20 protein-coding genes are annotated in these 21,865 nt (G+C 59.3%); 10 read left to right on the top strand and 10 right to left on the bottom strand.

The window, feature by feature from the left end; translation table 11 throughout:
- Nucleotides 1–45 precede the first annotated feature (45 nt).
- On the bottom strand, nt 46–954 hold the full coding sequence (locus AC2A6O_RS28830; RefSeq protein WP_148586082.1) for a pirin family protein: 909 nt from the start codon (nt 952–954) through the stop codon (nt 46–48).
- A 243-nt stretch (nt 955–1,197) separates the two neighbouring features.
- Between AC2A6O_RS28830 and AC2A6O_RS28825 the strand changes: the two genes are divergently transcribed.
- Genes AC2A6O_RS28825 through AC2A6O_RS28810 form a run of 4 tightly spaced genes read left to right on the top strand, consistent with a single transcriptional unit; the run spans nt 1,198 to nt 4,299 of the window.
- Nucleotides 1,198–2,121: an ABC transporter ATP-binding protein gene (locus AC2A6O_RS28825; RefSeq protein WP_498932154.1), complete on the top strand. Its 924-nt coding sequence runs from the start codon at nt 1,198–1,200 to the stop codon at nt 2,119–2,121.
- Between the two features lie 7 nt (nt 2,122–2,128).
- Nucleotides 2,129–2,611, top strand: a complete 483-nt coding sequence (locus AC2A6O_RS28820; protein WP_498932153.1) for a GNAT family N-acetyltransferase — start codon at nt 2,129–2,131, stop codon at nt 2,609–2,611.
- 5 nt (nt 2,612–2,616) lie between these two features.
- Nucleotides 2,617–3,378 carry an ABC transporter permease gene (locus AC2A6O_RS28815; RefSeq protein ID WP_148586085.1) on the top strand — a complete coding sequence of 254 codons (762 nt, stop codon included), beginning with the start codon at nt 2,617–2,619 and terminating at the stop codon, nt 3,376–3,378.
- A gap of 33 nt (nt 3,379–3,411) precedes the next feature.
- On the top strand, nt 3,412–4,299 hold the full coding sequence (locus AC2A6O_RS28810; protein WP_498932152.1) for a D-alanyl-D-alanine carboxypeptidase family protein: 888 nt from the start codon (nt 3,412–3,414) through the stop codon (nt 4,297–4,299).
- Nucleotides 4,300–4,337: 38 nt separating this feature from the next.
- On the opposite strand, the gene AC2A6O_RS28805 is transcribed toward AC2A6O_RS28810, so the two are convergent.
- The 3 genes from AC2A6O_RS28805 to AC2A6O_RS28795 form a co-directional block, all read right to left on the bottom strand.
- Complete coding sequence (locus tag AC2A6O_RS28805; RefSeq protein ID WP_498932151.1) at nt 4,338–5,501, bottom strand: GGDEF domain-containing protein; 1,164 nt, start codon at nt 5,499–5,501, stop codon at nt 4,338–4,340.
- Nucleotides 5,502–5,822: 321 nt separating this feature from the next.
- A complete protein-coding gene (gene ilvC / locus AC2A6O_RS28800; RefSeq protein ID WP_498932150.1) occupies nt 5,823–6,842 on the bottom strand; it encodes a ketol-acid reductoisomerase in 1,020 nt (339 codons plus the stop codon).
- A 99-nt stretch (nt 6,843–6,941) separates the two neighbouring features.
- On the bottom strand, nt 6,942–7,592 hold the full coding sequence (locus tag AC2A6O_RS28795) for a TetR/AcrR family transcriptional regulator (RefSeq protein WP_148586089.1): 651 nt from the start codon (nt 7,590–7,592) through the stop codon (nt 6,942–6,944).
- 270 nt (nt 7,593–7,862) lie between these two features.
- On the opposite strand from AC2A6O_RS28795, the gene AC2A6O_RS28790 reads away from it, so the two are divergent.
- Together AC2A6O_RS28790 and AC2A6O_RS28785 are read left to right on the top strand one after the other, a co-directional pair.
- Nucleotides 7,863–8,303 (top strand): L,D-transpeptidase, encoded by a 441-nt coding sequence (locus AC2A6O_RS28790; RefSeq protein WP_148586090.1) that lies wholly within the window; start codon nt 7,863–7,865, stop codon nt 8,301–8,303.
- A 132-nt stretch (nt 8,304–8,435) separates the two neighbouring features.
- Entirely contained in the window at nt 8,436–9,563 is a 1,128-nt protein-coding gene (locus AC2A6O_RS28785) for a transporter substrate-binding domain-containing protein (protein WP_498932148.1), read from the top strand.
- Nucleotides 9,564–9,840: 277 nt separating this feature from the next.
- Here AC2A6O_RS28785 and AC2A6O_RS28780 read toward each other — a convergent pair whose 3' ends face one another.
- Together AC2A6O_RS28780 and AC2A6O_RS28775 are read right to left on the bottom strand one after the other, a co-directional pair.
- Nucleotides 9,841–11,520, bottom strand: coding sequence for a methyl-accepting chemotaxis protein (locus tag AC2A6O_RS28780; protein ID WP_498932146.1), 1,680 nt, complete (start codon nt 11,518–11,520; stop codon nt 9,841–9,843).
- Between the two features lie 342 nt (nt 11,521–11,862).
- Nucleotides 11,863–12,777 carry a LysR substrate-binding domain-containing protein gene (locus tag AC2A6O_RS28775; protein WP_498932144.1) on the bottom strand — a complete coding sequence of 305 codons (915 nt, stop codon included), beginning with the start codon at nt 12,775–12,777 and terminating at the stop codon, nt 11,863–11,865.
- A 169-nt stretch (nt 12,778–12,946) separates the two neighbouring features.
- Here AC2A6O_RS28775 and AC2A6O_RS28770 point away from each other — a divergent pair, with 169 nt between their 5' ends.
- The 4 genes from AC2A6O_RS28770 to AC2A6O_RS28755 all read left to right on the top strand — a co-directional run bounded on the left by AC2A6O_RS28770 (nt 12,947) and on the right by AC2A6O_RS28755 (nt 16,506).
- The gene (locus AC2A6O_RS28770) at nt 12,947–14,077 is read left to right on the top strand and encodes a TauD/TfdA family dioxygenase (RefSeq protein WP_498932142.1); all 1,131 of its coding nucleotides are present in this window, start codon (nt 12,947–12,949) and stop codon (nt 14,075–14,077) included.
- The gene (locus tag AC2A6O_RS28765; protein ID WP_498932140.1) at nt 14,074–14,844 is read left to right on the top strand and encodes a class II aldolase/adducin family protein; all 771 of its coding nucleotides are present in this window, start codon (nt 14,074–14,076) and stop codon (nt 14,842–14,844) included. The genes AC2A6O_RS28770 and AC2A6O_RS28765 overlap by 4 nt, the downstream gene beginning before the upstream one ends.
- Before the next feature lie 473 nt (nt 14,845–15,317).
- Complete coding sequence (locus tag AC2A6O_RS28760) at nt 15,318–15,911, top strand: DJ-1/PfpI family protein (RefSeq protein ID WP_162530091.1); 594 nt, start codon at nt 15,318–15,320, stop codon at nt 15,909–15,911.
- Nucleotides 15,912–16,155: 244 nt separating this feature from the next.
- Nucleotides 16,156–16,506 carry a ribbon-helix-helix domain-containing protein gene (locus AC2A6O_RS28755; RefSeq protein ID WP_498932138.1) on the top strand — a complete coding sequence of 117 codons (351 nt, stop codon included), beginning with the start codon at nt 16,156–16,158 and terminating at the stop codon, nt 16,504–16,506.
- 99 nt (nt 16,507–16,605) lie between these two features.
- Here the strand turns inward: AC2A6O_RS28755 and mdoH are convergent, their stop codons facing one another.
- The 4 genes from mdoH to AC2A6O_RS28735 form a co-directional block, all read right to left on the bottom strand.
- Nucleotides 16,606–18,360, bottom strand: a complete 1,755-nt coding sequence (gene mdoH, locus AC2A6O_RS28750) for a glucans biosynthesis glucosyltransferase MdoH (protein ID WP_498932136.1) — start codon at nt 18,358–18,360, stop codon at nt 16,606–16,608.
- Between the two features lies 1 nt (nt 18,361).
- Nucleotides 18,362–18,730, bottom strand: coding sequence for a hypothetical protein (locus tag AC2A6O_RS28745; protein ID WP_148586098.1), 369 nt, complete (start codon nt 18,728–18,730; stop codon nt 18,362–18,364).
- Nucleotides 18,727–20,319 carry an OpgD/OpgG family glucan biosynthesis protein gene (locus AC2A6O_RS28740; RefSeq protein ID WP_286192719.1) on the bottom strand — a complete coding sequence of 531 codons (1,593 nt, stop codon included), beginning with the start codon at nt 20,317–20,319 and terminating at the stop codon, nt 18,727–18,729. The genes AC2A6O_RS28745 and AC2A6O_RS28740 overlap by 4 nt, the downstream gene beginning before the upstream one ends.
- 180 nt (nt 20,320–20,499) lie before the next feature.
- On the bottom strand, nt 20,500–21,630 hold the full coding sequence (locus AC2A6O_RS28735; RefSeq protein WP_498932135.1) for an NAD(P)/FAD-dependent oxidoreductase: 1,131 nt from the start codon (nt 21,628–21,630) through the stop codon (nt 20,500–20,502).
- Nucleotides 21,631–21,865: the final 235 nt, after the last annotated feature.

The following is a 21,865-nucleotide window of genomic DNA, read 5'->3' as shown; positions in this document are numbered from 1 at the left end:
AGCCCTAGCCAGACTTTGTGAAAGTTACAAGGCGGCTGGCCTCGTTCAGTCCTGCCTGATGAACGTGCCGTTCTGAAGTTCGGTCACGGCCTGTATGAGTTCCTGGCGCGTGTTCATGACGATCGGTCCATGCCAGGCGACGGGTTCCTTGATCGGGGCACCGGAAACGAGCAGAAAGCGGATGCCTTCTTCTCCGGCCTGAACCACGATTTCGTCTCCGGAGCCGAAGATCACTAGAGAGCGATTGCCGGTCTGGTCGCGGAACTTCAGTTCCTCGCCGCCGAATTCCTTCTCCGTCAGCACCCCGAACGGATCGGATGCCCCTTCAAAGGTTCCTGACCCTTCGAAGATGTAGGCGAAGGTCTGTTTGTGCGTGTCGACCTTGAAGCGTTTCTTCTGTCCCGCCGGAACGTGGATATCGAGATACTGTGGATCTGCGGCGATACCGTCGACCGGGCCGCGTTTGCCCCAGAACTCACCACAGATGATCCGGGCAGAGGTGCCGTCGTCATCGATCACGACGGGGATTTCGCCGGAAGAGACATCCTGGTAGCGCGGAGCGGTCATTTTCAGCGAGGAGGGCAGGTTTGCCCAGAGCTGGAAACCGTGCATCCGGCCGTTGGCATCGCCCTTGGGCATTTCCTGATGCATGATCCCGCTTCCGGCGGTCATCCACTGAACGTCGCCCGCACCCAGGTTGCCGCTGTTGCCCAGGCTGTCGCCGTGTTCAACAGTGCCGGCCAGCACGTAGGTGATGGTCTCGATGCCGCGATGCGGATGCCAGGGGAAGCCCTTCAGGTAGTCCTCAGGTCGTTCGTTGCGGAAATCGTCGAGCAGCAGGAACGGGTCCAGCATTTCCGGATCCTGAAACCCGAAGGCCCGCTCCAGACGAACGCCGGCGCCTTCCAGGGTCGATTGCGTGCTGCCGATGTGGGTTACGGGACGGATGGACATGACTTTTTTCCTGCTGCGAATTGATTTTGACAGGAAGATAGTGGTTTGGCAGGCAAAACCTAGGCTTGCGTCCGCAGACGCAGTGTTTCGTCACGCGAAACAGTGACGCCGCCATGCGGGCTTGCTGTGATTGCCGGGGGCCTGCCCGACGGGGTTGCATCTTGCGGCCTGTCCGCCCACATGCGAGTGTGCCCGCCTGTTTGGCCGTCTGGTCAAATCCCTTCTCCCTAATCGGTTGAAACAATGGCCCCGATACTTTCTGTCCGCGACCTGGAAAAAACCTATGATGGTGGCTTCCAGGCCCTGAAATCCGTGTCTCTGGATATCCGGCAGGGAGAGGTGTTTGCGTTGCTCGGACCGAACGGGGCCGGCAAGACGACCTTGATCAGCACGATTTGCGGCCTTGTGCGGCCGACCTCCGGCAGCATTCACGTGTGCGGCCACGACGCCTTGAGCGAGTACCGCGCCGCCCGTCAGATGATCGGTCTGGTGCCGCAGGAAATGCCGACCGCTCCATTTGAATTGGTGGGCGACACGGTGGCCTTCAGCCGTGGTCTGTTCGGCATGAAACCGGATCCGGCGCGGATCGAAAGCATTCTCAAGGACCTGACTCTCTGGGAAAAGCGCAGCAACCCGATCATGGCTCTTTCCGGGGGCATGAAACGCCGCCTTCTGGTTGCCAAGGCGCTGGCCCATGAGCCCAAGATCCTGTTTCTGGACGAGCCGACTGCGGGTGTGGACGTGGAACTCAGACACGACATGTGGCGCATCGTGGGCGAGCTGAAGCAGAAAGGCGTCACCATCATCCTGACGACCCACTACATCGAGGAAGCCGAGGAAATGGCCGACCGCGTCGGGGTGATCAACAAGGGCGAAATCATTCTGGTTGAGGACAAGGCGGAGCTGATGCGCAAGCTTGGGCGCAAGTTGTTGTCGCTCAGCCTGACCGAGCCCCTCAGCGAGATCCCAGGCAGCCTTGCCAGCTACGATCTGAAGCTTGAGGACGAGGGACGTAGTCTGGTCTACACCTACGATACCAGGGCGGAGCGCACAGGCATCACATCGCTTCTGACCGATCTTTCTCAAGCCGGCGTGCGCTTTCACGATCTACAGACCGACCAGTCTTCGCTGGAGGACATCTTCGTTGGCCTGGTCAGTCAGGGATAAGGCAGAGATGGACACAGGCTTTACCATTCGCGAGGCGGTCCTCGAAGACATCCCGGCACTGACGGATCTGTGTATGCGCTCCAAGCAGTCAAACGGTTACGACGACGCCTTCATGGCGATGTGTGCCGACGAACTGAAGGTTCGCGACAGCTGGATCGAGGATGACGATTTCTGGCTGGCGCAGGATGCAGACGGGCGGCCAGTCGGCTGTGTCCGGCTGTCCACCAGAGACGATGGCGAAACAGGGGAACTGGAAACCTGTTTTGTCGATCCCGCCTGGCAGGGGCGGCGCGTTGGCCGGGCGTTGTTCGACGTGCTTCACGAAAGGGCACAAAATCTGGGACTGGTAAGGATCGGCCTCGATGCGGATCCTTTTGCCGAACCGTTTTACGCCCGCATGGGCTTCAAGACCATTGGCCGGGCTCCGTCCGGTTCGATTTCGGGACGCACCTTGCCCCGGATGGAACTCATTCTGACTTCGGGGCAGTAGCGCACATGAATTTCGAAGCGATCAAAGTCATCTACCTGACCGAAATGGCGCGCACCCGCCGCACGATCATGCAGAGCATCATCTCGCCGGTGATCTCCACGGTGCTTTACTTCGTTGTCTTCGGGGCGGCCATCGGTTCGCGGATTTCCGAAGTTGACGGCGTCAGCTACGGCGCCTTCATCGTTCCCGGGCTGATCATGCTGTCGCTGATGACACAAAGCCTGTCCAACGCTGCGTTCGGCATCTATTTTCCGCGGTTCACCGGCACAATCTTCGAGGTTCTGTCGGCGCCGGTGTCGTTTCTGGAAATCACCATCGCCTATGTCGGCGCGGCGGCGACGAAATCTATCGTCGTCGGTCTGATCATCCTGATTACGGCAAGTTTTTTCGTGCCTCTGCAAATCCAGCATCCGGTGTGGATGGCGGCGTTCTTTCTGCTGACCGCCGTCACGTTCGCGCTGCTCGGGTTCATCATCGGCATTTGGGCGGACAACTTCGAAAAACTGCAGTTTGTACCGCTGCTGATCGTCACGCCTCTGGCTTTTCTGGGCGGCAGCTTCTATTCCATCAGCATGTTGCCGGAGATCTGGCAGAAGATCACCTTGATCAATCCGGTGGTTTACCTGATATCGGGCTTCCGCTGGAGTTTCTATGGTCAGGCGGATGTCAGCCTGTGGCTGTCTCTGCTAGCAACCATGATCTTTCTGGGCGGTTCGCTGGCTGTTGTGCATTGGATATTCAAGACCGGTTACCGCCTCAAGGCATAGGGCCGGCCGAAACGCGAGTTTGAGAGAGCGGGAATGCGTGCGTCTTTCCTTTTGAAGAAGGCTTCGATCTTCGTTCTGGCCGGTTTCCTGGCCGCCTGTCAGACGGGGCAGGGGCCAGCTCCTGCGCCTGTGACCAGCACGGCACCGGCCGTTCAGACTGCCCCGCTTCCTGCCGTGGCTTATGCGCCGACGACAGCGGTTGAGCGCGGATTTTCCGCGTTGGTTCTGAATGCGTCTACCGGCGAGGAACTTTACGCGGTCGATGCGGATGCGCCGCGTTTTCCCGCCTCGCTCAGCAAGATGATGACGCTCTACCTGCTTTATGAAGCTGTCTCCGAAGGGCGCTATTCGCTTTCCACACCCTTGAATGTTTCAGCCAAGGCGGCATCGGAGCCGCCGGCGAAATTGGGCCTCAAGGCGGGGTCAACCATCACGGTGGAACAGGCGGCAAGGGCGCTCGCAGTCAAATCAGCCAATGATGTCGCCATCGTCGTTGCCGAGAACCTTGCCGGCAGCGAAGCGGCCTTTGCCCGGCAGATGACGTCCAAGGCACGGTCTCTGGGATTGTCCCGTACCCGCTTCGTCAATGCCACCGGCCTGCCCGATCCGGCGCAGGTGTCCACGGCTCGCGACATGGCGGTGCTGGGCCTCGCACTCAAGCGGCGCTTCCCGCAATATGCCAGCTATTACCGGGCGAGGTCCTTTACCTACAACGGCCGGACCTTCCGGGCCACCAACAACCTGGTCGGCAAGGTGGCTGGCGTGGATGGCCTGAAGACGGGGTATATCCGCATGTCGGGCTACAACCTTGTCGCGACAGCCAATCGTGGCGGCAAGCGCCTGATCGTGGTCGTCATGGGTGGGGCCAGCGAAGGGGCACGGGACAAGGAAGTCACAAGGCTCATCGAAGCCTACTCCTGAGTGGGACGTGGCTCTCAGTCTCTCAGTCTCTCAGGGGCTCAGGAAGGGGCTGCACCGGAGACCGGCTCGACAATGGAAATCCGGTTCCGTCCGGTTCGCTTGGACTGATAGAGGCTCTGGTCGACAGTCTTGAGCAGTTCGTCTGATGGCAGCTCGCCGCCATTGCCGTGATAGACGCCCGCCGAAGCCGTCACGTTGAAATCCCGCGGCGCGAACTCGAACTGAAGTCCGGCGATGCATTCGCGCAGGCGCTCGGCGACACGGTAGGCGTTCTCCCGCGAAATGGATGGCAGAAGCACGGCGAATTCTTCGCCGCCCAGTCGTGCGAAACAATCGTGCTGGCGCAGATGCGCTTTCACTTCCGAACAGACCCTCACAAGCGCCTCGTCACCAGCGGCATGGCCGAACCGGTCGTTCACCTGTTTGAAATGATCCAGGTCGAAATGGACCAGGCCGAAGTCGTCCTTCCGCGTGTCTTTCAAGATGGTTTCCAGACGAGCCTGGAATTCCCGGCGGTTGAAAGCACCGGTCAAAGGATCGCGCCGGGCGTCCTCCCGGTTCCGGTCGGCCATGAGTTCGAACGAGAGCGCGAGGGAGAAAGCACCTGTCAGGCTGACGAAGACCAGGCTGCACATCAGGTGAATGTCCGCGCTCTGGTTGTCGATCATGAAAGGTTCCTGCGAACCGACAGATACGAAACCGTGAATTGTGCGCAGCACCCCCTCTGCGGCCAGAAAGAAGAACCCAAGGATGAGGCCTGTGCTGGAGATAAGGCCCCGTAAGGGCTTTGAGGCATAAACGGTGATGGTTGCAACGGACAGCAGCATCAACACCACGTTAGCCGCCAGATAGGCCAGGGCATAGTCGGATAGCAGATAGGCGCAGCTTGCGGCGATGACATAGGCGAAGGCCGGAGCAACGACATTGCTGATTTTGCTCGGCATGTCTGCCAGCAGGCGCGCGGCATGCCAGTGACAGCCGAAGCCAAGCAGCAGCAGCGTGTTGGGAAGCAGATAGGCGGCCAGCGGCGGCAGCATGTGTCTGACCGCAAAGCAGATCAAAGCCAATGCCAGCAGGGTGTTGGCGGCAGCCCAGCTGAGCCAGTGCGTTCGCGGATGCGTCTGCAGAGAAATGGCAAGGAAGCAGATGGCAAATATCGACAGCAGAAGCACATTTGCTGAAAAGAGTGTCGATAGATCCATCAAGGGGACTCCGGAGCCGGATACTCATTCTCCTACAACGTATTCATTACGTTATGGGAATGGCTCTTGCAATCCAGTTGGCCTTGATGAAGAAACTTTTACAAAATCGGGTGCGCGCCGCTTCGATACCGTTTGCGATGCATGGGAAATTTGCGAAGGCATCGGGTCTTTTTCGCAGACAACCAGTCATCATGTCGTCGTTTTTTGGGGCGTGGCACGTGGCACCCGGTCATTCATTCGGTGGCTGACCGCCAAGGCGGGTAAAAAGAAACCCCGCTGTTGCCAGCGGGGTTTGGTGTCGGGCCGATGGGGCGAAGGTCTTTAGTTCTTGGTCTTGTCGACAAGAGCGTTGGACTTGATCCACGGCATCATGCCGCGCAGCTTTTCGCCAACTTCCTCGATCTGGTGAGAGTCGTTCAGGCGACGGGTTGCCTTGAACTTGGCAGCGCCTGCACGGTACTCCTGCATCCAATCGGAGGTGAACTTACCGGTCTGGATGTCGGTCAAGACGCGCTTCATTTCGGCTTTGGTTTCCGACGTCACGATGCGCGGACCAGTCACATACTCACCCCACTCCGCAGTGTTGGAGATGGAGTAGTTCATGTTGGCAATGCCGCCTTCGTAGATCAGGTCGACGATCAGCTTCACTTCGTGCAGGCACTCGAAATAGGCCATTTCCGGAGCGTATCCGCCTTCGACCAGGGTTTCGAAACCGGCGCGGATCAGTTCCACGAGACCACCGCACAGAACAGCCTGTTCGCCGAAAAGGTCGGTTTCGCACTCTTCCTTGAAGGTGGTTTCGATGACGCCCGAACGGCCGCCGCCGACGCCGCAGGCGTAGGACAGGCCGAGGTCATGGGCATTGCCGGAAGCGTCCTGGTGAACAGCGATCAGGCACGGCACGCCGCCACCCTTCAGGTATTCGCCGCGCACGGTGTGGCCCGGGCCCTTCGGAGCGACCATCAGAACGTCGATGGTGGATTTCGCTTCGATCAGGCCGAAGTGAACGTTGAGGCCGTGTGCGAAGGCAATTGCGGCGCCGTCACGGATGTTGGCTGCAATGTGGTCCTTGTAGATGTCGGCCTGCAGTTCGTCCGGGGTGGCCATCATCATCAGGTCGGCCCAGGCAGCAGCGTCTGCCACATTCATGACCTTGAAGCCGTCGGCTTCTGCCTTCAGGGCGGTCGTGGACCCTTCGCGCAGGGCAACCGCGATTTCGGTGCAGCCGCTGTCTTTCAGGTTCATCGCGTGAGCGCGGCCCTGAGAGCCGTAGCCGATGATGGCGACTTTTTTGGATTTGATCAGGTTAAGATCAGCATCACGATCGTAATAAACGCGCATGGGTTCCTTTCTCCCGTCTACATTTTGTCACTTGAAAGGCCGGTTTTCCGGTCTTGATTGGTTCTGGTCGTTTCCAGTTTGCCCGGGTGTTCGCGGCTGTCAGGCCCCGAACAGACGGTAAAAGCGGTCGACGGCCACTTCGGCCTGCGATTTCAGATCCGTCTCGGCGGGACCGGCGGTCTCACCGAGGAGGAGGCGGATATGGACGTCCCGAATGGCCAGGCCATAAAGCACCTGGTAGGCGTCTTCGGATTCATCGAATTTCAGAAGTCCGTGGCGGCGGCCGGTGTCCAGCATGGCGCGCGCACGGGCGGAAATCATGTGTTTGCCACGCACCAGCAGGAGCTGGCCAAGGCGGTTCGAGTTGGTGTTGGACTGGCCGATCGACAGCCGGTTCAACGCCAAGGACGTTTCGGAAAACAGAACGCCCAGCAGGGCTTCCACGAAAGCGGTTACATGAGCGCGGAACGTTTCCGCATCGGCCGTGGCCCCGGCCTCGGAGGGAAACTGAACCTGGCTGGCCTGAAAGGCGACAACGGCGGCCAGCAGGCCGTCCCGGTCGCCGAACCACTTGTAAAGGCTTTCCTTGGAGCAGCTCGCCGTGCGGGCAAGCCCAGCCGTCGTCAGCGCCTTTTCGCCACCCTCGACAAGCAGCGTCAGCGCATGTTGCAACACCACCTGCTGGCGCGGCGAAAATTCGGGCGCGGCATCCGGGCGGGAGGTGGCAATATCGTAAGCGGTCGCTGGCATTTGTCTGGTCGGATCGTTGATGAAACTCTGGGAACCGTACGGTACGGTTCGGGTGTGGTTATGACATCGGCAAAGGGGCAGGTCAAGAGTAATCTCGCACCTTTTCCGCGAGGCCTCACGCCTGGGGGAGGTCATTCGAACGCCTGTTCGAGCACGTGGCCGGAGTAGAAATTTACGCTTATTTTAGGTCCTGCTTGCAATGCGAAGAATTTGCGGATTACATTTTCGTATTAAATTTTTATGTGTTGTTTTTTGCTGGATGGCTTTGAAATGTTGACGATCAGAAAACTCATAGTCGGGCCGTTGTTGCTGGCCTTTCTTGCCTTGACTGCCGTTGGTGCGAGCGCAGCGCCACGTGTGACCGCCAAGATAGATCTTTCCGAACAGCGGCTCTACCTCTACGTCGACGGTCGATTGCGAAACAAATGGCCTGTTTCAACGGCCCGCAAGGGATATCGCACGCCGACCGGAAGCTGGCGGCCGACCCGGCTGGAACGCGACTGGCATTCGCGCAAATACAATTGGGCGCCGATGCCCTATTCGGTCTTCTTCCTGGGTGGCTATGCCATCCACGGTACCAATGATCTCAAGCGATTGGGGCGTCCGGCCTCGCACGGTTGCATCCGCCTCCATCCCAAGAACGCTGCTCATCTTTACAATCTGGTGCGCAAGGTGGGCCGGGCCGACACACGGATCGTGATCAAGCGGTAAGCGGAGTTTTCTCCTGCCACCGCGCATCCTGGCTCTGTTTTCCTTCGTTCACAGGTTGCATGGCCACTGCAGGGCAGCTTACTTTTTGGGACACTTTCTGCGTGATTCCCGATTTGCCCTGCGGAGGCAGCCATGATCGCCTGCTCCAAGTCCCGTCAATCTCTTTCTCGTGTTCTTCTGCTGTGTCTGACCATCTTCCTCGCCGTTCCGGCGATGGGCCAGACAGCCGATGAAGGCGGCGATCCGCAGCTGCCAGCAAACCCGGTGCCGGTCGGTCTTTACATCAGTCCGCCCTTCGTCATGGAGGACGAGCCCGGCGTCTATTCCGGCATGGCGATCGATTTGTGGGAAGCGCTGGCGCAGCAGAACGACATATCGTTCAACTACAGGGTTTTTCCCACAATCCGCGGTCTTGTGGATGCGACCGCCGACAAGTCCATCGAGATCGCCGTCACCAACCTGACGATCACCCGCAAGCGTGCGGACCGGATCGATTTTACCCAGCCCTGGTTCGACGCGGGCCTGCGTATTCTTGTGCCCGACAACCAGGGGGCAACCTTCTCCGAAGTCCTCACCGGCCTCAGCGATTCCGGCTATCTCAGGGCTTATGGCTGGCTCGCGCTGGTTATCGTCGTCGCGACCGTGCTGATGACACTCTTTGACCGGCGCTTCGACAAGAACTTTCCGAAGGGGTGGCCGGAAGGTGTTTCGGAAAGCTTTTATTCGGTCATGTCCGTCGTCACGTCCGGCAGGTCGCCCTCGCGCAAGAACCTCTTTGGCTGGCCCGGCCGGATCTGGCAGGCGCTCTGGCTCGTCTGCGGCATCGCTGTGATGGCCTATGTCACCTCGTCGGTCACTAGCGTCATGACCACCCTGTCCCTGACCAACCAGATCAATGATGCCAGTGATCTGCCAGGCAAGAGTGTGGGCGTCTTCTCTGGCAGTGTGGCCGAAGAATATGCTGAAGAGACCGGGTGGTCCTTTCAGCCCTTTGACGATATCCAGGGGGCTGTTGCCGCCTTGAGCAGCGGAAGAATCGATGCCGTTGTGGGCGATGCTCCCGTGCTTGAGTATTACGCCCACAATAACCCGCGGGCGAACGTTGAGGTGGTGGGGCCGATCTTCGAACCCGACAAATACGGCTTTGGACTTGCCCAAGACAGCCGCTGGACACGGCCGTTGACGCTGGAATTGCTTTCGGCGCATGAAACCAATCTGATCGAAGACCTGCGCGTTCGCTATTTCGGAGACGAACGCTAGGTGTTCGGGCATGCGTTGGCGTGACCTGCGGGCGGATCGGTTCAGTTCTTTTCTGACCGCCAAGCGGTGTTGTTCCTGCCGGCTCCGAGCATCTTTGCCAAGCTCAAACAATCGCACCGCATCGCTACCCGATACGATGAGCTTGTCCAGACCATCCTCGGCTTGATCAAGTCGCAAGCATCAGGTTCCGGACCAGATAAGCGACAGAGCCGAAAAAGGCGATGGCAGCCGGGCCGCCATCGCCTGATAAAGACCTGAAAGATCGTCTTGTCGCGGATCAGGCGGCCCGGATCGTGGCCAGGAACCTGCTCAGTTCGGACTGCAGGAACTCCGACTGCTTGGCGAGGTCGCCGGAAGCCTGAAGGACTTCGTTCGCGGTCGCGCTTGATTTCATGGCGGCCTCGGTGACGGTCGTGATCGAGCGCGAGACTTCCGTGGTGCCGATGGCGGCCTGCTGGATGTTATGCGCGATTTCCTTTGTTGCCGCGGCTTGCTGCTCTACCGAAGCGGCAACCGCAGCACTGATTTCCTTGACCTTGCCGATCGTCGTCGCAACGCCGTTGATGGCAGTTGCAGACTCGTCGGTCGAGCTCTGGATTTCTGCAATCTGGTCAGCGATTTCGGTGGTTGCACGGGCGGTCTGATCGGCAAGTTCCTTGACCTCGGCAGCGACGACGGCAAAGCCCTTGCCGGCATCTCCGGCACGAGCGGCCTCGATGGTGGCGTTGAGGGCGAGAAGGTTCGTCTGCGCGGCGATGCCGTTGATCAACTCGACGATGTCGCCGATCTTCTGAGCGGCGGTGGACAGGCCGTGCACCTTGCTGGCCGCGGAATCCGCGTCGCGCACCGCGTCGTCGGAAACCTCGTTGGAGCGGTCGACCTGACTGGAGATCTCCTGCACCGACGCCGTCAGTTCCTCGGTTGCCGAGGCGACGGTCTCAACATTGGAGGAGGCTTCTTCGGAAGCATTTGCCACCGTGCCGCTGCGTTCGGAGGTTACGTTTGCGGTGTCGTACATCTCCTGGGCGAAGGTTTCGAGCTGGGACGCTGCCGCGGATACCGACTGGACGATGCTGCCGACGGCTTCCTCGAACTGGGCTGCCATCTGGTTCAGTTCCTGTTGGCGCAATTCTTCCGCACGCGCCTTTTCGTCTTCCGCTTCCATGGCAAGACGTTTGTTTTCCCGGGCCTGTTCCCGGAAATAGTCAGCCGTTTTGGCGAGATCACCGATTTCGTCGGTCCGTTCGGTGCCTTCGATGTCAATGTCGAGTCTGCCCTCTGCGAGCTCCTTGAAGGTCTCCACGATGCGGGAAATCGGTCTTGCAATACCGTAGTGGGAAATCCAGGCGCCAAGGGCGATGGACAAGATGACTGACAACGCCGCGATGATCATCAGGCTGGTTTCCGCCTCCCGGGCGTTCTCGCTGGCGGTCTCCCGCAGGTTTGCCATCTTCTCGGAAGAGTATTTGCTGTAGACCTTCACATTTGAGGTAACCGTCTTCTGGCCCTCAAGCGCAACGTCGAGTGCGGCATTGATGGCCGCGCTGTCATTCGGCGAGCGTTCTGCGACGTCAATCATCTGCTCAATCTTGGAGAAGTAGGAGTTGAGCGAGGTTCGTATCGTGTCGAGCTGTTTGACTTCTTCTGCGTCGGCAACAGCTTCCAGCTTCGGTAGCCGATCAAGCATTTCTTTGACGCGGTCGTCGTTCTGGCTGCGATAGTTGGCGGCATTTTCCGTGTCGACTGCAAGCTGATAGGTCATGCGGCTGATGTCAACGATATCGATGCGCAGATCCATAGCCTCGCGGGCAGCTTCTTCCGAAAGCCCAACTCTGTTGAATGTGTGCGTGACACCGGTCAACTGACTGTAAGCCAGCCAGGTGGTTCCCGCAGCTGCGAAACTTAACAACATGATAACGCCAAGCATTTTCTTGACGATCGAAATATTCTTAAGCATCTGACCAATCTCCGAAGATGAAGAGCCGGGGTTGCCCTTGTTGCGACCCCATTATCGATAATTAGATCTATGGTGCGTTGCGAAATGGTTTATGTGCGCCGCAACAAAACAACTTGTCGTAAAAGTTTCATATTAAGCGCGTTTTGAGTGCTTGGTGTCGAAAGAGCGCTCTCGTGTTTTGGGCGGGGGGCAATGCCACGGTTCTCACTGCCGTCCTCAACAAGCTTAAGCGCCGATCGGTTTGGTTTCCCCTGGCGTTGCGAAAGCTCGAGATTGAGCCGCGTTTCCTGCGCTTTGGCACCTTGACGAAGACCTCTCCGCCTCAAACCATCTTGTCTTGAATTACGGGTTTACGCCCTGGACCCGTGGTTCGGCCGCAGCCCTTAGCCAGTCGACAACAACGGCTGCATGCTCCCGGTTCCGGGTCTGGTGCGACAGCACGTAGTGATAGGCGTTATCCGGCTGCAGTGGTGGCAGGCCGGCGGAGACCAGCAGGCCTTTTTCGACCTGATCGCCGGTGATCGAGCGCCAGCCGAGCATGACACCGTGTCCGGAGATTGCCGCCTGGGTGGCCTGAACGTAGTTGGAGAACCTCAGTCCCTTGGCGGAGCCTGCCGCTTTCTGGTGCGTACGGACAAGATAGTCGGGCCAGGAGATCCAGCGCCGGTCGCTGGTGTCCACATGGATCAGAAAGGCCGAGGCAAGGCTGCCGCTGTCACTCCGGATCCGTTCGGCGAGGGAGGGGGAGCAGACAGGCTCAACGGTTTCACGGAACAGAAGATCCACCGTGCCATCGTCCCAGCGGCCGTCACCGTAGCGCATGGCGATATCCGTACCCTGGCCGAGCCTGGGCACTTCCTGCTGCGTGGTGTGGACGTTCACCGCGATATCCGGATGGTCGATGTAAAAGGCTTCCAGCCGCGGCATCAGCCAGTAGGTGGCAAAGCCGATGGTGCAGGCAACGGTGACGGAGGCGCTGGCCGGATCGGTGAGTGCGCGGATGTCGTTCAGCGCTTCACTCAGCCGTTCCGTGTTCTCGACAACGGCCTTCAGCAGGATTTCGCCGGCTTCCGTCAAACCCGAGGGGCGCGTGCTGCGGTCGATCAGGGGTGCGCCGATATGCTCTTCCAGCTGGCGCAGGGCCTGGCTGACCGCCGACATGGACACATTGAGTTCAGCCGCCGCGGCCTTGGTGCCACCGGCCCGTTGAACCGTCTCGAAAACGGAGAGCAGCCTGAGCGGTGGAATCCGGAGCATTTCTTCTCCCAACTTAAGTGTCGGCTTAATTTAAGTTTCGATTTTATCGTCTTTTCAAATCACCGGTGCAAGAGCAGATTCTTTGAAGACATTCGAAAAGCTGCCACTTTCAGTGATGCGTGAGAAGCGTCTGAAGGGCTGTTGAACTAAACTTAAAAGGACGGAACCAATGCTTGGGACAGGTGATGCAGGTGTATTGCTTCAGGAAAAGGGACTCGATGTACCGCTGAGCAACGGGCAAACTGCCTACTTCAACTACTACTGGCTGCGTGACAATTGCCCGAGTTCCTTTGATCCGGAAACCCGTGAGCGGGTCAACGATATTTTCGCTCTGGACGAAGCGCCGAAGGCTGCTTCGGCGGCCATTGTTGGCGGCCATCTCGAAATCTCCTGGGCCGGCACCAACGATGTTTCCCGTCTGCCGCTGTCGCTGCTCTCCGCTTACTCCGCCGGCGAAAAGCGTCCGGACATCGCGAACCTGCCGCGTGAGCCGTGGTATGGCGATCACTACGCGAAGATTGCGCGTTTTTCCTATGATGAGGTCATGGAAGATACCGAACGCCGGCGCGACTGGAGCCGGGCCATGCTGACCGATGGTGTCGCGCTTCTCACCGGCTTGCCGGATACGGACGCGGCGCTTACCGATACGGCGGGCCTCATCGGGCATGTGCGGCCGAGTTATTTCGGTCTGACGTTTGAGGTGAAAACCCACATCAAGCCAACCAATCTTGCCTTCACCTCCAAGGCGCTACCGCTTCACACGGATCTGCCGGACGAGGACCTGGCACCGGGCGTGCAGTTCCTGCATTGCCGGGCCAATACGGTGGAGGGCGGCAACAGCATCTTTGTCGACGGGCTGGCGGTCGCAGAAGATTTCCGCAAGGCCTATCCGGAAGACTTCGAACTGCTGGTCAATGTGGATGTGCCCTATTTCTGTGAGCATGACACATTCGACATGCGCTCCCGCCAGCGGGTGATCGAGCTGGACGAGTACGGCAATATTTCCGGTGTCACGATCAGCCAGCACCATGCCGATATATTCGACATGCCGCAGCATGATCTGGACCGCTACTATCCGGCGTTTTGCCGCTTTGGCCGGATGATGCGGGACAAGAAGTATCTGATGCAGTTCCGCCTGAACGCGGGCGAATGTATCGTCTTCGACAATCATCGTATCGTGCATGGCCGGGTCGCCTATTCGGCAACCAGCGGCGAACGGCACCTGCGCGGCTGCTACACCGACCGGGGCGAATTGCGCTCCACATACCGGATCCTGTCCGGGGAAGGACGGTTCAAATGAGTGTTGTCACGGATGTGAGCTTCGGAACTGCTCCGGACCGGCAGAGCGAACAGGCTCTGCGCGAGGATCTGGCAGCTGCCTTTCGCCTAGCGGTAAAATTCGGCTGGAGCGAATCCGTCGGCAATCACTTCAGTGCGGCGGTTTCCGACGACGGGTCGAAGTTCCTGATGAACCCGAAGTGGCGGCATTTTGCAGAAATTCGGGCCAGTGACCTGCTGCTGCTGGATGCCAACGACGACGCGGTGATGGCGAGCGAAAATGCGCCCGACGCGTCCGCCTGGTGCATTCACGGGACGGTTCACCGGGTCAACCCCAAGGCACGGGTGCTGTTTCACTGTCATCCGCCCCATGCCACGGCGCTGGCGACGCTGCAGGACCCCTCCATGAAGCCGATCGACCTGAACACGGCCCGCTTCTTCGGCAAGGTCGCGGTCGATCTCGGCTTTGGCGGTATGGCCGACGAGGCGGAGGAAGGCAGGCGGATTGCCGAAACTCTGGGTGAGAAGCCGGTTCTGGTGATGGGCAATCACGGGGTTTCAATCTCCGCCGTGACGGTCGCCGAAGCCTTCGAGCATCTCTATTTCTTCGAGCGGGCCGCCGAAACGCTGCTGAAAGCCTATGCCACGGGTCAGCCACTGGCCATCATGTCGGACAATCTGGCTGCCAAGACAGCCGCTGAATGGGAACCCTATGTCGGCATGGGCTATGCCCATTTCGACTATTGGAAACGCGATCTCGACCGGAGCGAGCCCGATTACCGGGACTGATCTCTGCGCACAGCCATCTGTTTTTCGCCTCTCCGGTTAGGGGAGGCGAAATGCGTTTGGGCGAAGCCAGGCAATCCTCCTCAATCGTCTCTCTGGAAATGAGTAGGCCCAAGGTCTCGCGCCGCCAGAACGGGGTGACATTGAGGCAACAGCTCGCCGCCATTCCGGACATAGGGCTACATATCGGCATCGCTTGAGCCGAAAACCAGATGTCAGCGCGAGCTTCAGCGAGCCTTCAATCATTGGACATCCGTCCAATTTTGAGAAGGAGGAGCTATGTCGCAAAATATGTCCGGGTTCTGGATCAGCGTTCGGCTTTTACCTGATCTGTCCGGAATAACGGCCGGGCAAACGTTCCCGCCAAGATCACCAGAACAGCAGAAATTCGCCCTGTAGTAGCGACCTAATACCCGTTGGAACCTGCTGCCTGCTAGCCTTCCTTCATCGCTATTTGCCACGCTGGAGGACGAAGCATGAGTGCGAAGAAGATCCTGATGATCACGGGTGATTTCACCGAAGATTACGAGACCATGGTGCCGTTTCAGACGCTGCTGGCCATGGGATATACGGTCGATGCGGTTTGCCCCGGCAAGAAGGCGGGCGACACGGTTGCCACCTGCATTCACGACTTTGAAGGCGACCAGACCTATTCGGAAAAACGCGGCCATAACTTCACGCTGAATGCCACCTTCGCCGAGGTTGACGTTGCCGGTTATGATGCTCTGGTGATCCCGGGTGGCCGGGCCCCTGAATATCTGCGCCTCGACGCGGCTGTTCTTGATGCCGTGAAGCATTTTATGGAAGCGGACAAGCCGGTTGCCGCAATTTGCCACGGAGCGCAGATCCTGACAGCTGCCAAGGTTATCGAGGGCCGCACCGTATCGGCCTATCCGGCCTGCCGTCCGGAAGTGGAACTTGCCGGTGCGACCTATGCTGATATTGCAATCGATGGTGCCGTGACCGACGGCAACCTTGTCACCGCTCCGGCCTGGCCGGCCCATCCTGCATGGCTGTCGCAGTTCCATGCGGTTCTGAGCGGTGCAGCCGCCGGCTCCTTGGCTGCCTGAGGCAAAAGGTGCGGGCCAGCCGACTGGGTCGCACCGCCAATTCCCATGGCAGTCGGTTTGAGAGAGCGCCGGAGCTCTCTGCAGAAGGTGAGATTGGAGGCTCCGCGGCGCTGTCCATTTGATCCTGACCCGTCTTCCTCAAATGATGGAAGAGGGCTAGGCTTTAGGCCAAGTAAGGGACGTCGAAGCGCCTTCAGCAGCTCCCGTGTTTTTGCTTGCACCCTGACGAACCGGAGGAAGCATCATGTGCAAACTCTTCATCGAGGCAGATTCCACGCTTTGGGAAAGCACGACCAAGTCGTTGCGCATCGATGGCATGGTGACATCGGTGCGGCTGGAAACTTTCTTCTGGAAGGTTCTGGACGAGATTGCCGTACGCGACCGCATGAACGTGGTGCAACTGATCACCAAGCTCCATCATGAAAGCATCGACGCAGGACACGATCTCGGGAACTTCACGAGTTTTCTGCGGGTGTGTTGCGGCCGCTATCTGGCGCTGCAATTGTCCGGCGATGTGCCGACCGACAAGCGACTGCCCATTGCAGGCCTCGATGCAGAGGGCATTCTGGAAGCCGAGACCGGCCGTATGCACTGAGGCAAGCGGCGGAGTGAGCGCATTCATTTCTCCATCGCCATCCCGGCCAGCCGGAACGACGATGGAAAGATGGGTATTTGAAACAGGTGGAACCCTTCCTCAGGCTGCGGCGTTCTGAGCAAGCGCAAGTCGCATGTCTTCGGCAACGTCGACCGGGGCTGCTTCTGTGGGAACCTGAAAGAGCCCCAGTTTTTTCGTAACTTTGCCCAGCATCACCGACGCCGTCATCCAGACGAGAAGGGGGGCGAAAACCAGCGGCAGGGCTACGGGCAGGAGCCAGTAGAACATTTCCGGCGCGTAGGTGTGCGAGAAGGCGATAGCACCGACCCCGGCAATGCTCATCCACCAGGTGGCGAAAAACGCGGCCGGGATTGGCAGGGAGCCGTCGTCCCGATCGGCCGTAGGCCAGCCGCTGTCTGCCCCCGTCAGCACCTGAAACACCGAGCGGCAGTGAAACATCATGTGGATCGGCGCCAGGATCGATGTCAGCAGGATTTCCAGCAGGAAGCTGATCAGCAGGCGTACAGAGCCGCCGAAATCTGCCGAATTGCCGCCAAGAAGCGCGCGTGCCACGAGCAGGAGCTTGGGCAGGATGAGCAGGGCCACCAGACCGAACAGCAGGGCAAGTGCCGTGGTCGTTTCCGGGTGAGGAAAGACCGGGAAGGGCGAATGGCCGTCGAAATAGACCGGAGGCGGCGCCACCAGCGGAGCGGCAAGACTTGCCAGCAGGAAGATGCACCAGATCGGCGAGGCCAGATAGGCGAAGACGCCTTGCAGGATCGAAATCCGGCTCCAGAAACGGAAGCGAGGAGCGGCCAGAATGCGGCTGTGCTGCAGATTGCCCTGGCACCAGCGCCGGTCGCGCTTGGCGTAGTCGACCATATTTGCCGGTGCTTCCTCGTAGGAGCCGGTCAGATCCGGGTCGAGTCGTACCTTCCAGCCGTCACGTGCCAGAAGCGCGGCTTCGACAGTGTCGTGGCTGAGGATATGACCGCCAAAGGGCGGTTTTCCGGTGAGGGGGGCCATGCCGCAAGCCGAAGCAAAAGCGCGGGTGCGGATCAGCGCATTGTGACCCCAGAACGTTCCTTGCTCGCCCTGAACCGCGGCCAGTCCGCGCGCGAAGTAAGGTCCGTAAAGACCGGTCGCGAATTGCAGCAAACGGCCGAACAAGGTGGACAGCCCGATAATCTGCGGCAGCGATTGCAGCAAACCGAGGCGCGGATCGGCTTCCATTCGCCGAACCATCTCCAGGATGGTCTTTCCGTCCATCAGGCTGTCGGCATCGAGCACCAGCATATATTCGTAGGCGCCACCGGATGTCGTCAGGAAGTCGGCGATATTTCCGGCCTTTCGGCCGATGTTCTGCTCGCGTCTCCGATAGAACAGGCGTCCGCCGGCATTCTGGCGGACCAGCAACTGTTCATAGGCACGCTGTTCCTCTTCGCCGACGTCCGCTTTGGTGGTGTCGGACAGCACGAAGAAATCGAACCGGTCGGCCTCGGGCAGGGCTGCGACCGATTTCATGATGGCCTCCAGACGGGCGAACACCGGTCCGGTGGCTTCGTTGTAGATGGGCAGGAGAATGGCGGTGCGGCCTTCCGGAAGATCGTCGGTCGTTGATCTTTCCTCAGGCGGAAACAGGATGCCGAAAAGGGCAATACATCCGCCCCAGGCCAGCCAGAAGGAGGCGATTGCCATGAGCGTGATGCGGACTATGTCCAGCCAGTCGAACCCGTCCGACTGGACGACGATGGCAAACATGTAGGACGCCCCTGTGGTCAGGCAAAGGGCGATCACTGCCATGGCCAGCCGCCGAAAGGCTGTCGACCAGGCTCCGGAGCTGGCCAACTTCATGTCAGCGGTCCTTGGCTGGAACCGGAACGCGTTTCATCTGTGGTGCCAGCGGATGCAAGGCCCGATGCCACAGGGCAACAAGCGGCGCAAAGCGGACGGCCAGCGGCGGGTTGAGGTCATGCTGCGGCATTTCCAGCCCGTGGCGTGGGGCGGGCACCGGCAAGGTCCTGATGAAGTCTGCCCGGTCCTGCGGCGTGGCGGAGACATGTGCAATGCCGCCACGAGCGGCCGGCGCATTTGCGAGAGCGGACAAGAGCGCGTCATCGCCAAGGTCGGGGCGCTTCAGGACAGACCGGACTTCGTCAAGCAGATCGCTGTCGGCGAAAAGGGCCGGACTGGCCGTTTGATCGATACTCACATGCTGTGTCATCTGTTCCCACTCCACTGATACATCCAGGTTTCCGTTACATCCGTCCCATCCAGTTGCAGGGCGAGAATGAACTCGACCGGTACTTCCTCGTCGTCGCGCTCGATATCGAGCACAACTCGCCAGCTGCCGCCTTCCAGCCGCTGGACGAACTGGTGTTGAACCTTGCCGTTCTGCAGGTTCAGCTTCGGTGTCAAAGGAGCTTCCGCTCCCAGGTCGGCCAGATTGCCACCGGCAAATTCCACGACAAATTTGCGCAGTTTCGGATCCGGATCTGAGGCGGCCGCGCCCCCATGCCCTGTGCTGGTCGCAATCACCTGTGCCAGTTGGGTGCCCGGTTCCGGTTCCCGGCCCCAGATCATCCGATAGGCAAAACGGTGTTCAGAACCTGCCTTGGTTCCGTTCTTCGGGACCCAGCTTGCGACGAGGTTGTCGTATATCTCTTTTTCGGCCGGGATCTCCGCCAGCATCACCTGGCCGTTGCCCCAGTCGTTGATCGGCTCGATCCAGAGTGACGGCCGGCGCTGATATTTGGCTTCTGTGTCCTGGTAATGATCGAAATTCCGGTCTCGCTGCAGCAGGCCGAAGCCGGCCGGGTTCTCTTCGCTGAAGAACGAGAGCGCAAGCTCATCCGGATTGCGGGCCGGGCGCCACAGACGTTGACCGTTCTGGCGCAGGATCAGCAGCCCGTCATTGTCGTGAACTTCCGGGCGGTAGTCATCGAAGTTGGTGCGGTCGTTCTCGCCGAACAGATACATCGATGTCAGCGGTGCGATGCCGAGACGTTCGACATCTTCGCGCAGGAAAATGCGAGCATCCACCTCCATCACCGTGTTGATGCCCGGCTTGATCGTGAACTGATAGGCCCCGGCAACGCTTTCGCTTTCAAGCTCGGCAAAAAGCCGCAATTCGGCGGCCCCGTCCGTCGGGCGCTCCAGGTAGAATTTCGTGAAGCGCGGGAACTCTTCCGGTCCGGCGATGGCGGTGTCGATCGCAAGTCCGCGCGCGGACAGGCCATAGACGTTGCCCTTGCCGAGTGCCCGGAAATAGCTTGCCCCCAGGAACACAACCAGTTCGTCGAAATACTCCGGCGTGTTCAGCGGATGGTGCAGGCGGAAACCGGCGATGCCCGGCAGGTTCACGTCTTTGAATTTCTCCGGATCCAGCGGGTCACGGTATTCGAAGTCCGCTCCGGTGAAGTGCAGTTCACTTATCTTGCCGTCGACGATTTCGTAGAGCTCGACAGGTTCCTTGTAGAGCCAGCCCGGGTGGAACGCCTGCAGTTGATAGTTGCTGCCGGTATCCTTCCAGACTGAACGTTCAGGATTGAAGCGAATGGCACGGTGCTGGTCATAATCGAGCTTGGCAAGAATTTCGGGCAGTTGAGGGATATCGGGGGAATAGGCCTTGCCAGCCTTTTCCTTCATCCGCTCGACGAGTGCCGGGAAGTTAAACTCTTCACCTGCCGCAAAGGAACCGCCTGACTGCGCAGGTGCGGTATTCTCTGCAGCGAATGCAGTGCGCAGATCCGTGCCTGCCAGAGCGCCTGCCGCAAGGGCCGTTGCCGATAAAAACGTGCGTCGATTGATCACGACGATTGGTCACCTTGTTGAAATTTAAGTGTTCTTTGTGGTTCTTCTTCTGTATGAGCACGCGCACTGAAGCATTTTTAAGGAGAAATACGGACCAAAAAATGGCAATCGTGTGCAGCGCAGCATCGTAGGCCTGTTTGATTGACTTTCAAACGCCCGAGCCGATGGTTGGTTTCAAAATTATTTTGAAAAAGATGCGCCCTGGATGCCGGTTGCAATCCTTTCGGCAACATAATCAGCGATTGCCATCGCCGAGGTCAGGCCGGGGGATTCGATTCCGTAAAGCGCGACAAGGCCCTCGAGCCCGTGGTCAGAAGGTCCATCGATGCGGAAGTCTGCGGCGGGTTCGCCTGGGCCGGATATCTTGGGCCGGATGCCGGAATAATCAGGTATCAGGGCTCCGTCGGCAAGGCCTGGCCAATAGCGGCGGATAGCAGAGTAGAAACGCTCGCCGCGGGCCGGGTCTACCCGGTAGTCCACCGTCTCCACCCATTCCACATCCGGTCCGAAGCGTGCCTGATGTTGCAGGTCGAGCGTCAGGTGAACGCCGAGCCCGCCTGGCTCCGGCACGGGGTAGATGAGCCTGGAAAACGGTGCCTTTCCCTGAAGCTTGAAATAGCTGCCCTTTGCGAGATAGGCAGCCGGAGGATTGGCGCCTTCCAGTGCTGAAGCCAGTGCAGGGGCGCTGTGGCCCGCCGACAGGATCAGTTCCTTGCATGTCAGGGCGTAGGTGTCGGTACCGTCCGTCTCCGCGTGGACCCGGTAACCGCCCCGCGTCAGACGTTCCAGCCGTGCAACCCTGGTGTTCAGCACGACCTGGCCGCCGTTTGCTTCCAGCCCGCCCTGAAGGGCGAGCATGAAGCCGTGGCTGTCGACAATGCCGGTGGAGGGTGACTTTAAGGCGCCAGTGCAAGCGAGTTCCGGTTCGGCGTGTTTCAGGCTGTCCCGGTCCATAAATTCGAGATCAGAGACCCCGTTTTCAGCGGCTTTGCGCCGGATTGCCTGAAGCTGTTCCAGTTGATCGTTATTGGTCGCAACGATCAGTTTGCCAATTCTCTCGTAACCGACGCCGTTCTCGGCGCAAAACCGGTAGAGCTGCGCCTTGCCCTTCACACACAGGCGGGCCTTCAGACTGCCGGCCGGATAATAGATACCTGCGTGGATGACTTCCGAGTTGCGGGCGCTGGTCTCCGATCCGATGAGGCTGTGCTGTTCCAGAACCATCACCTCACGGCCTCTCAGGGCCAGGTCTCGCGCAATGGCGAGCCCAACGGCTCCAGCGCCGATTACGAGGGTTTCGATGTCATGCATGGTGTCGCGGGTGTTTCTGATTGTGCGCTTTTAACTCATCCGCCCGTCATGCCATGGCTTGCCTTCAGCGTCGATGCTGAAGTTGCGCATGGGCCAGCGGACGAACAGGCAAACGAATGGGCTGTCACTGCGCCACCGAGAGTGCCCTGAACATATCTCTCCGTCATTGCCGGGCTTTACAAGGCAATTCATGCCATTCCGTTGCCCCGTAACAAGCGCTGGTGGAGGCTGCTGA

It is taken from the genome of Labrenzia sp. ATLA3, from assembly GCF_057180185.1.
The sequence above is the reverse complement of the archived record's forward strand: the minus strand, read 5'-3'. Positions and strand labels throughout refer to the sequence as shown.

Bases quoted from the DNA above. Each gene is read 5' to 3' on its own strand.
- AC2A6O_RS28830 (WP_148586082.1), bottom strand. From the start codon at position 954: ATGTCCATCCGTCCCGTAACCCACATCGGCAGCACGCAATCGACCCTG.
- AC2A6O_RS28825 (WP_498932154.1), top strand. From the start codon at position 1,198: ATGGCCCCGATACTTTCTGTCCGCGACCTGGAAAAAACCTATGATGGT.
- AC2A6O_RS28820 (WP_498932153.1), top strand. From the start codon at position 2,129: ATGGACACAGGCTTTACCATTCGCGAGGCGGTCCTCGAAGACATCCCG.
- AC2A6O_RS28815 (WP_148586085.1), top strand. From the start codon at position 2,617: ATGAATTTCGAAGCGATCAAAGTCATCTACCTGACCGAAATGGCGCGC.
- AC2A6O_RS28810 (WP_498932152.1), top strand. From the start codon at position 3,412: ATGCGTGCGTCTTTCCTTTTGAAGAAGGCTTCGATCTTCGTTCTGGCC.
- AC2A6O_RS28805 (WP_498932151.1), bottom strand. From the start codon at position 5,501: ATGGATCTATCGACACTCTTTTCAGCAAATGTGCTTCTGCTGTCGATA.
- ilvC (WP_498932150.1), bottom strand. From the start codon at position 6,842: ATGCGCGTTTATTACGATCGTGATGCTGATCTTAACCTGATCAAATCC.
- AC2A6O_RS28795 (WP_148586089.1), bottom strand. From the start codon at position 7,592: ATGCCAGCGACCGCTTACGATATTGCCACCTCCCGCCCGGATGCCGCG.
- AC2A6O_RS28790 (WP_148586090.1), top strand. From the start codon at position 7,863: ATGTTGACGATCAGAAAACTCATAGTCGGGCCGTTGTTGCTGGCCTTT.
- AC2A6O_RS28785 (WP_498932148.1), top strand. From the start codon at position 8,436: ATGATCGCCTGCTCCAAGTCCCGTCAATCTCTTTCTCGTGTTCTTCTG.
- AC2A6O_RS28780 (WP_498932146.1), bottom strand. From the start codon at position 11,520: ATGCTTAAGAATATTTCGATCGTCAAGAAAATGCTTGGCGTTATCATG.
- AC2A6O_RS28775 (WP_498932144.1), bottom strand. From the start codon at position 12,777: ATGCTCCGGATTCCACCGCTCAGGCTGCTCTCCGTTTTCGAGACGGTT.
- AC2A6O_RS28770 (WP_498932142.1), top strand. From the start codon at position 12,947: ATGCTTGGGACAGGTGATGCAGGTGTATTGCTTCAGGAAAAGGGACTC.
- AC2A6O_RS28765 (WP_498932140.1), top strand. From the start codon at position 14,074: ATGAGTGTTGTCACGGATGTGAGCTTCGGAACTGCTCCGGACCGGCAG.
- AC2A6O_RS28760 (WP_162530091.1), top strand. From the start codon at position 15,318: ATGAGTGCGAAGAAGATCCTGATGATCACGGGTGATTTCACCGAAGAT.
- AC2A6O_RS28755 (WP_498932138.1), top strand. From the start codon at position 16,156: ATGTGCAAACTCTTCATCGAGGCAGATTCCACGCTTTGGGAAAGCACG.
- mdoH (WP_498932136.1), bottom strand. From the start codon at position 18,360: ATGAAGTTGGCCAGCTCCGGAGCCTGGTCGACAGCCTTTCGGCGGCTG.
- AC2A6O_RS28745 (WP_148586098.1), bottom strand. From the start codon at position 18,730: ATGACACAGCATGTGAGTATCGATCAAACGGCCAGTCCGGCCCTTTTC.
- AC2A6O_RS28735 (WP_498932135.1), bottom strand. From the start codon at position 21,630: ATGCATGACATCGAAACCCTCGTAATCGGCGCTGGAGCCGTTGGGCTC.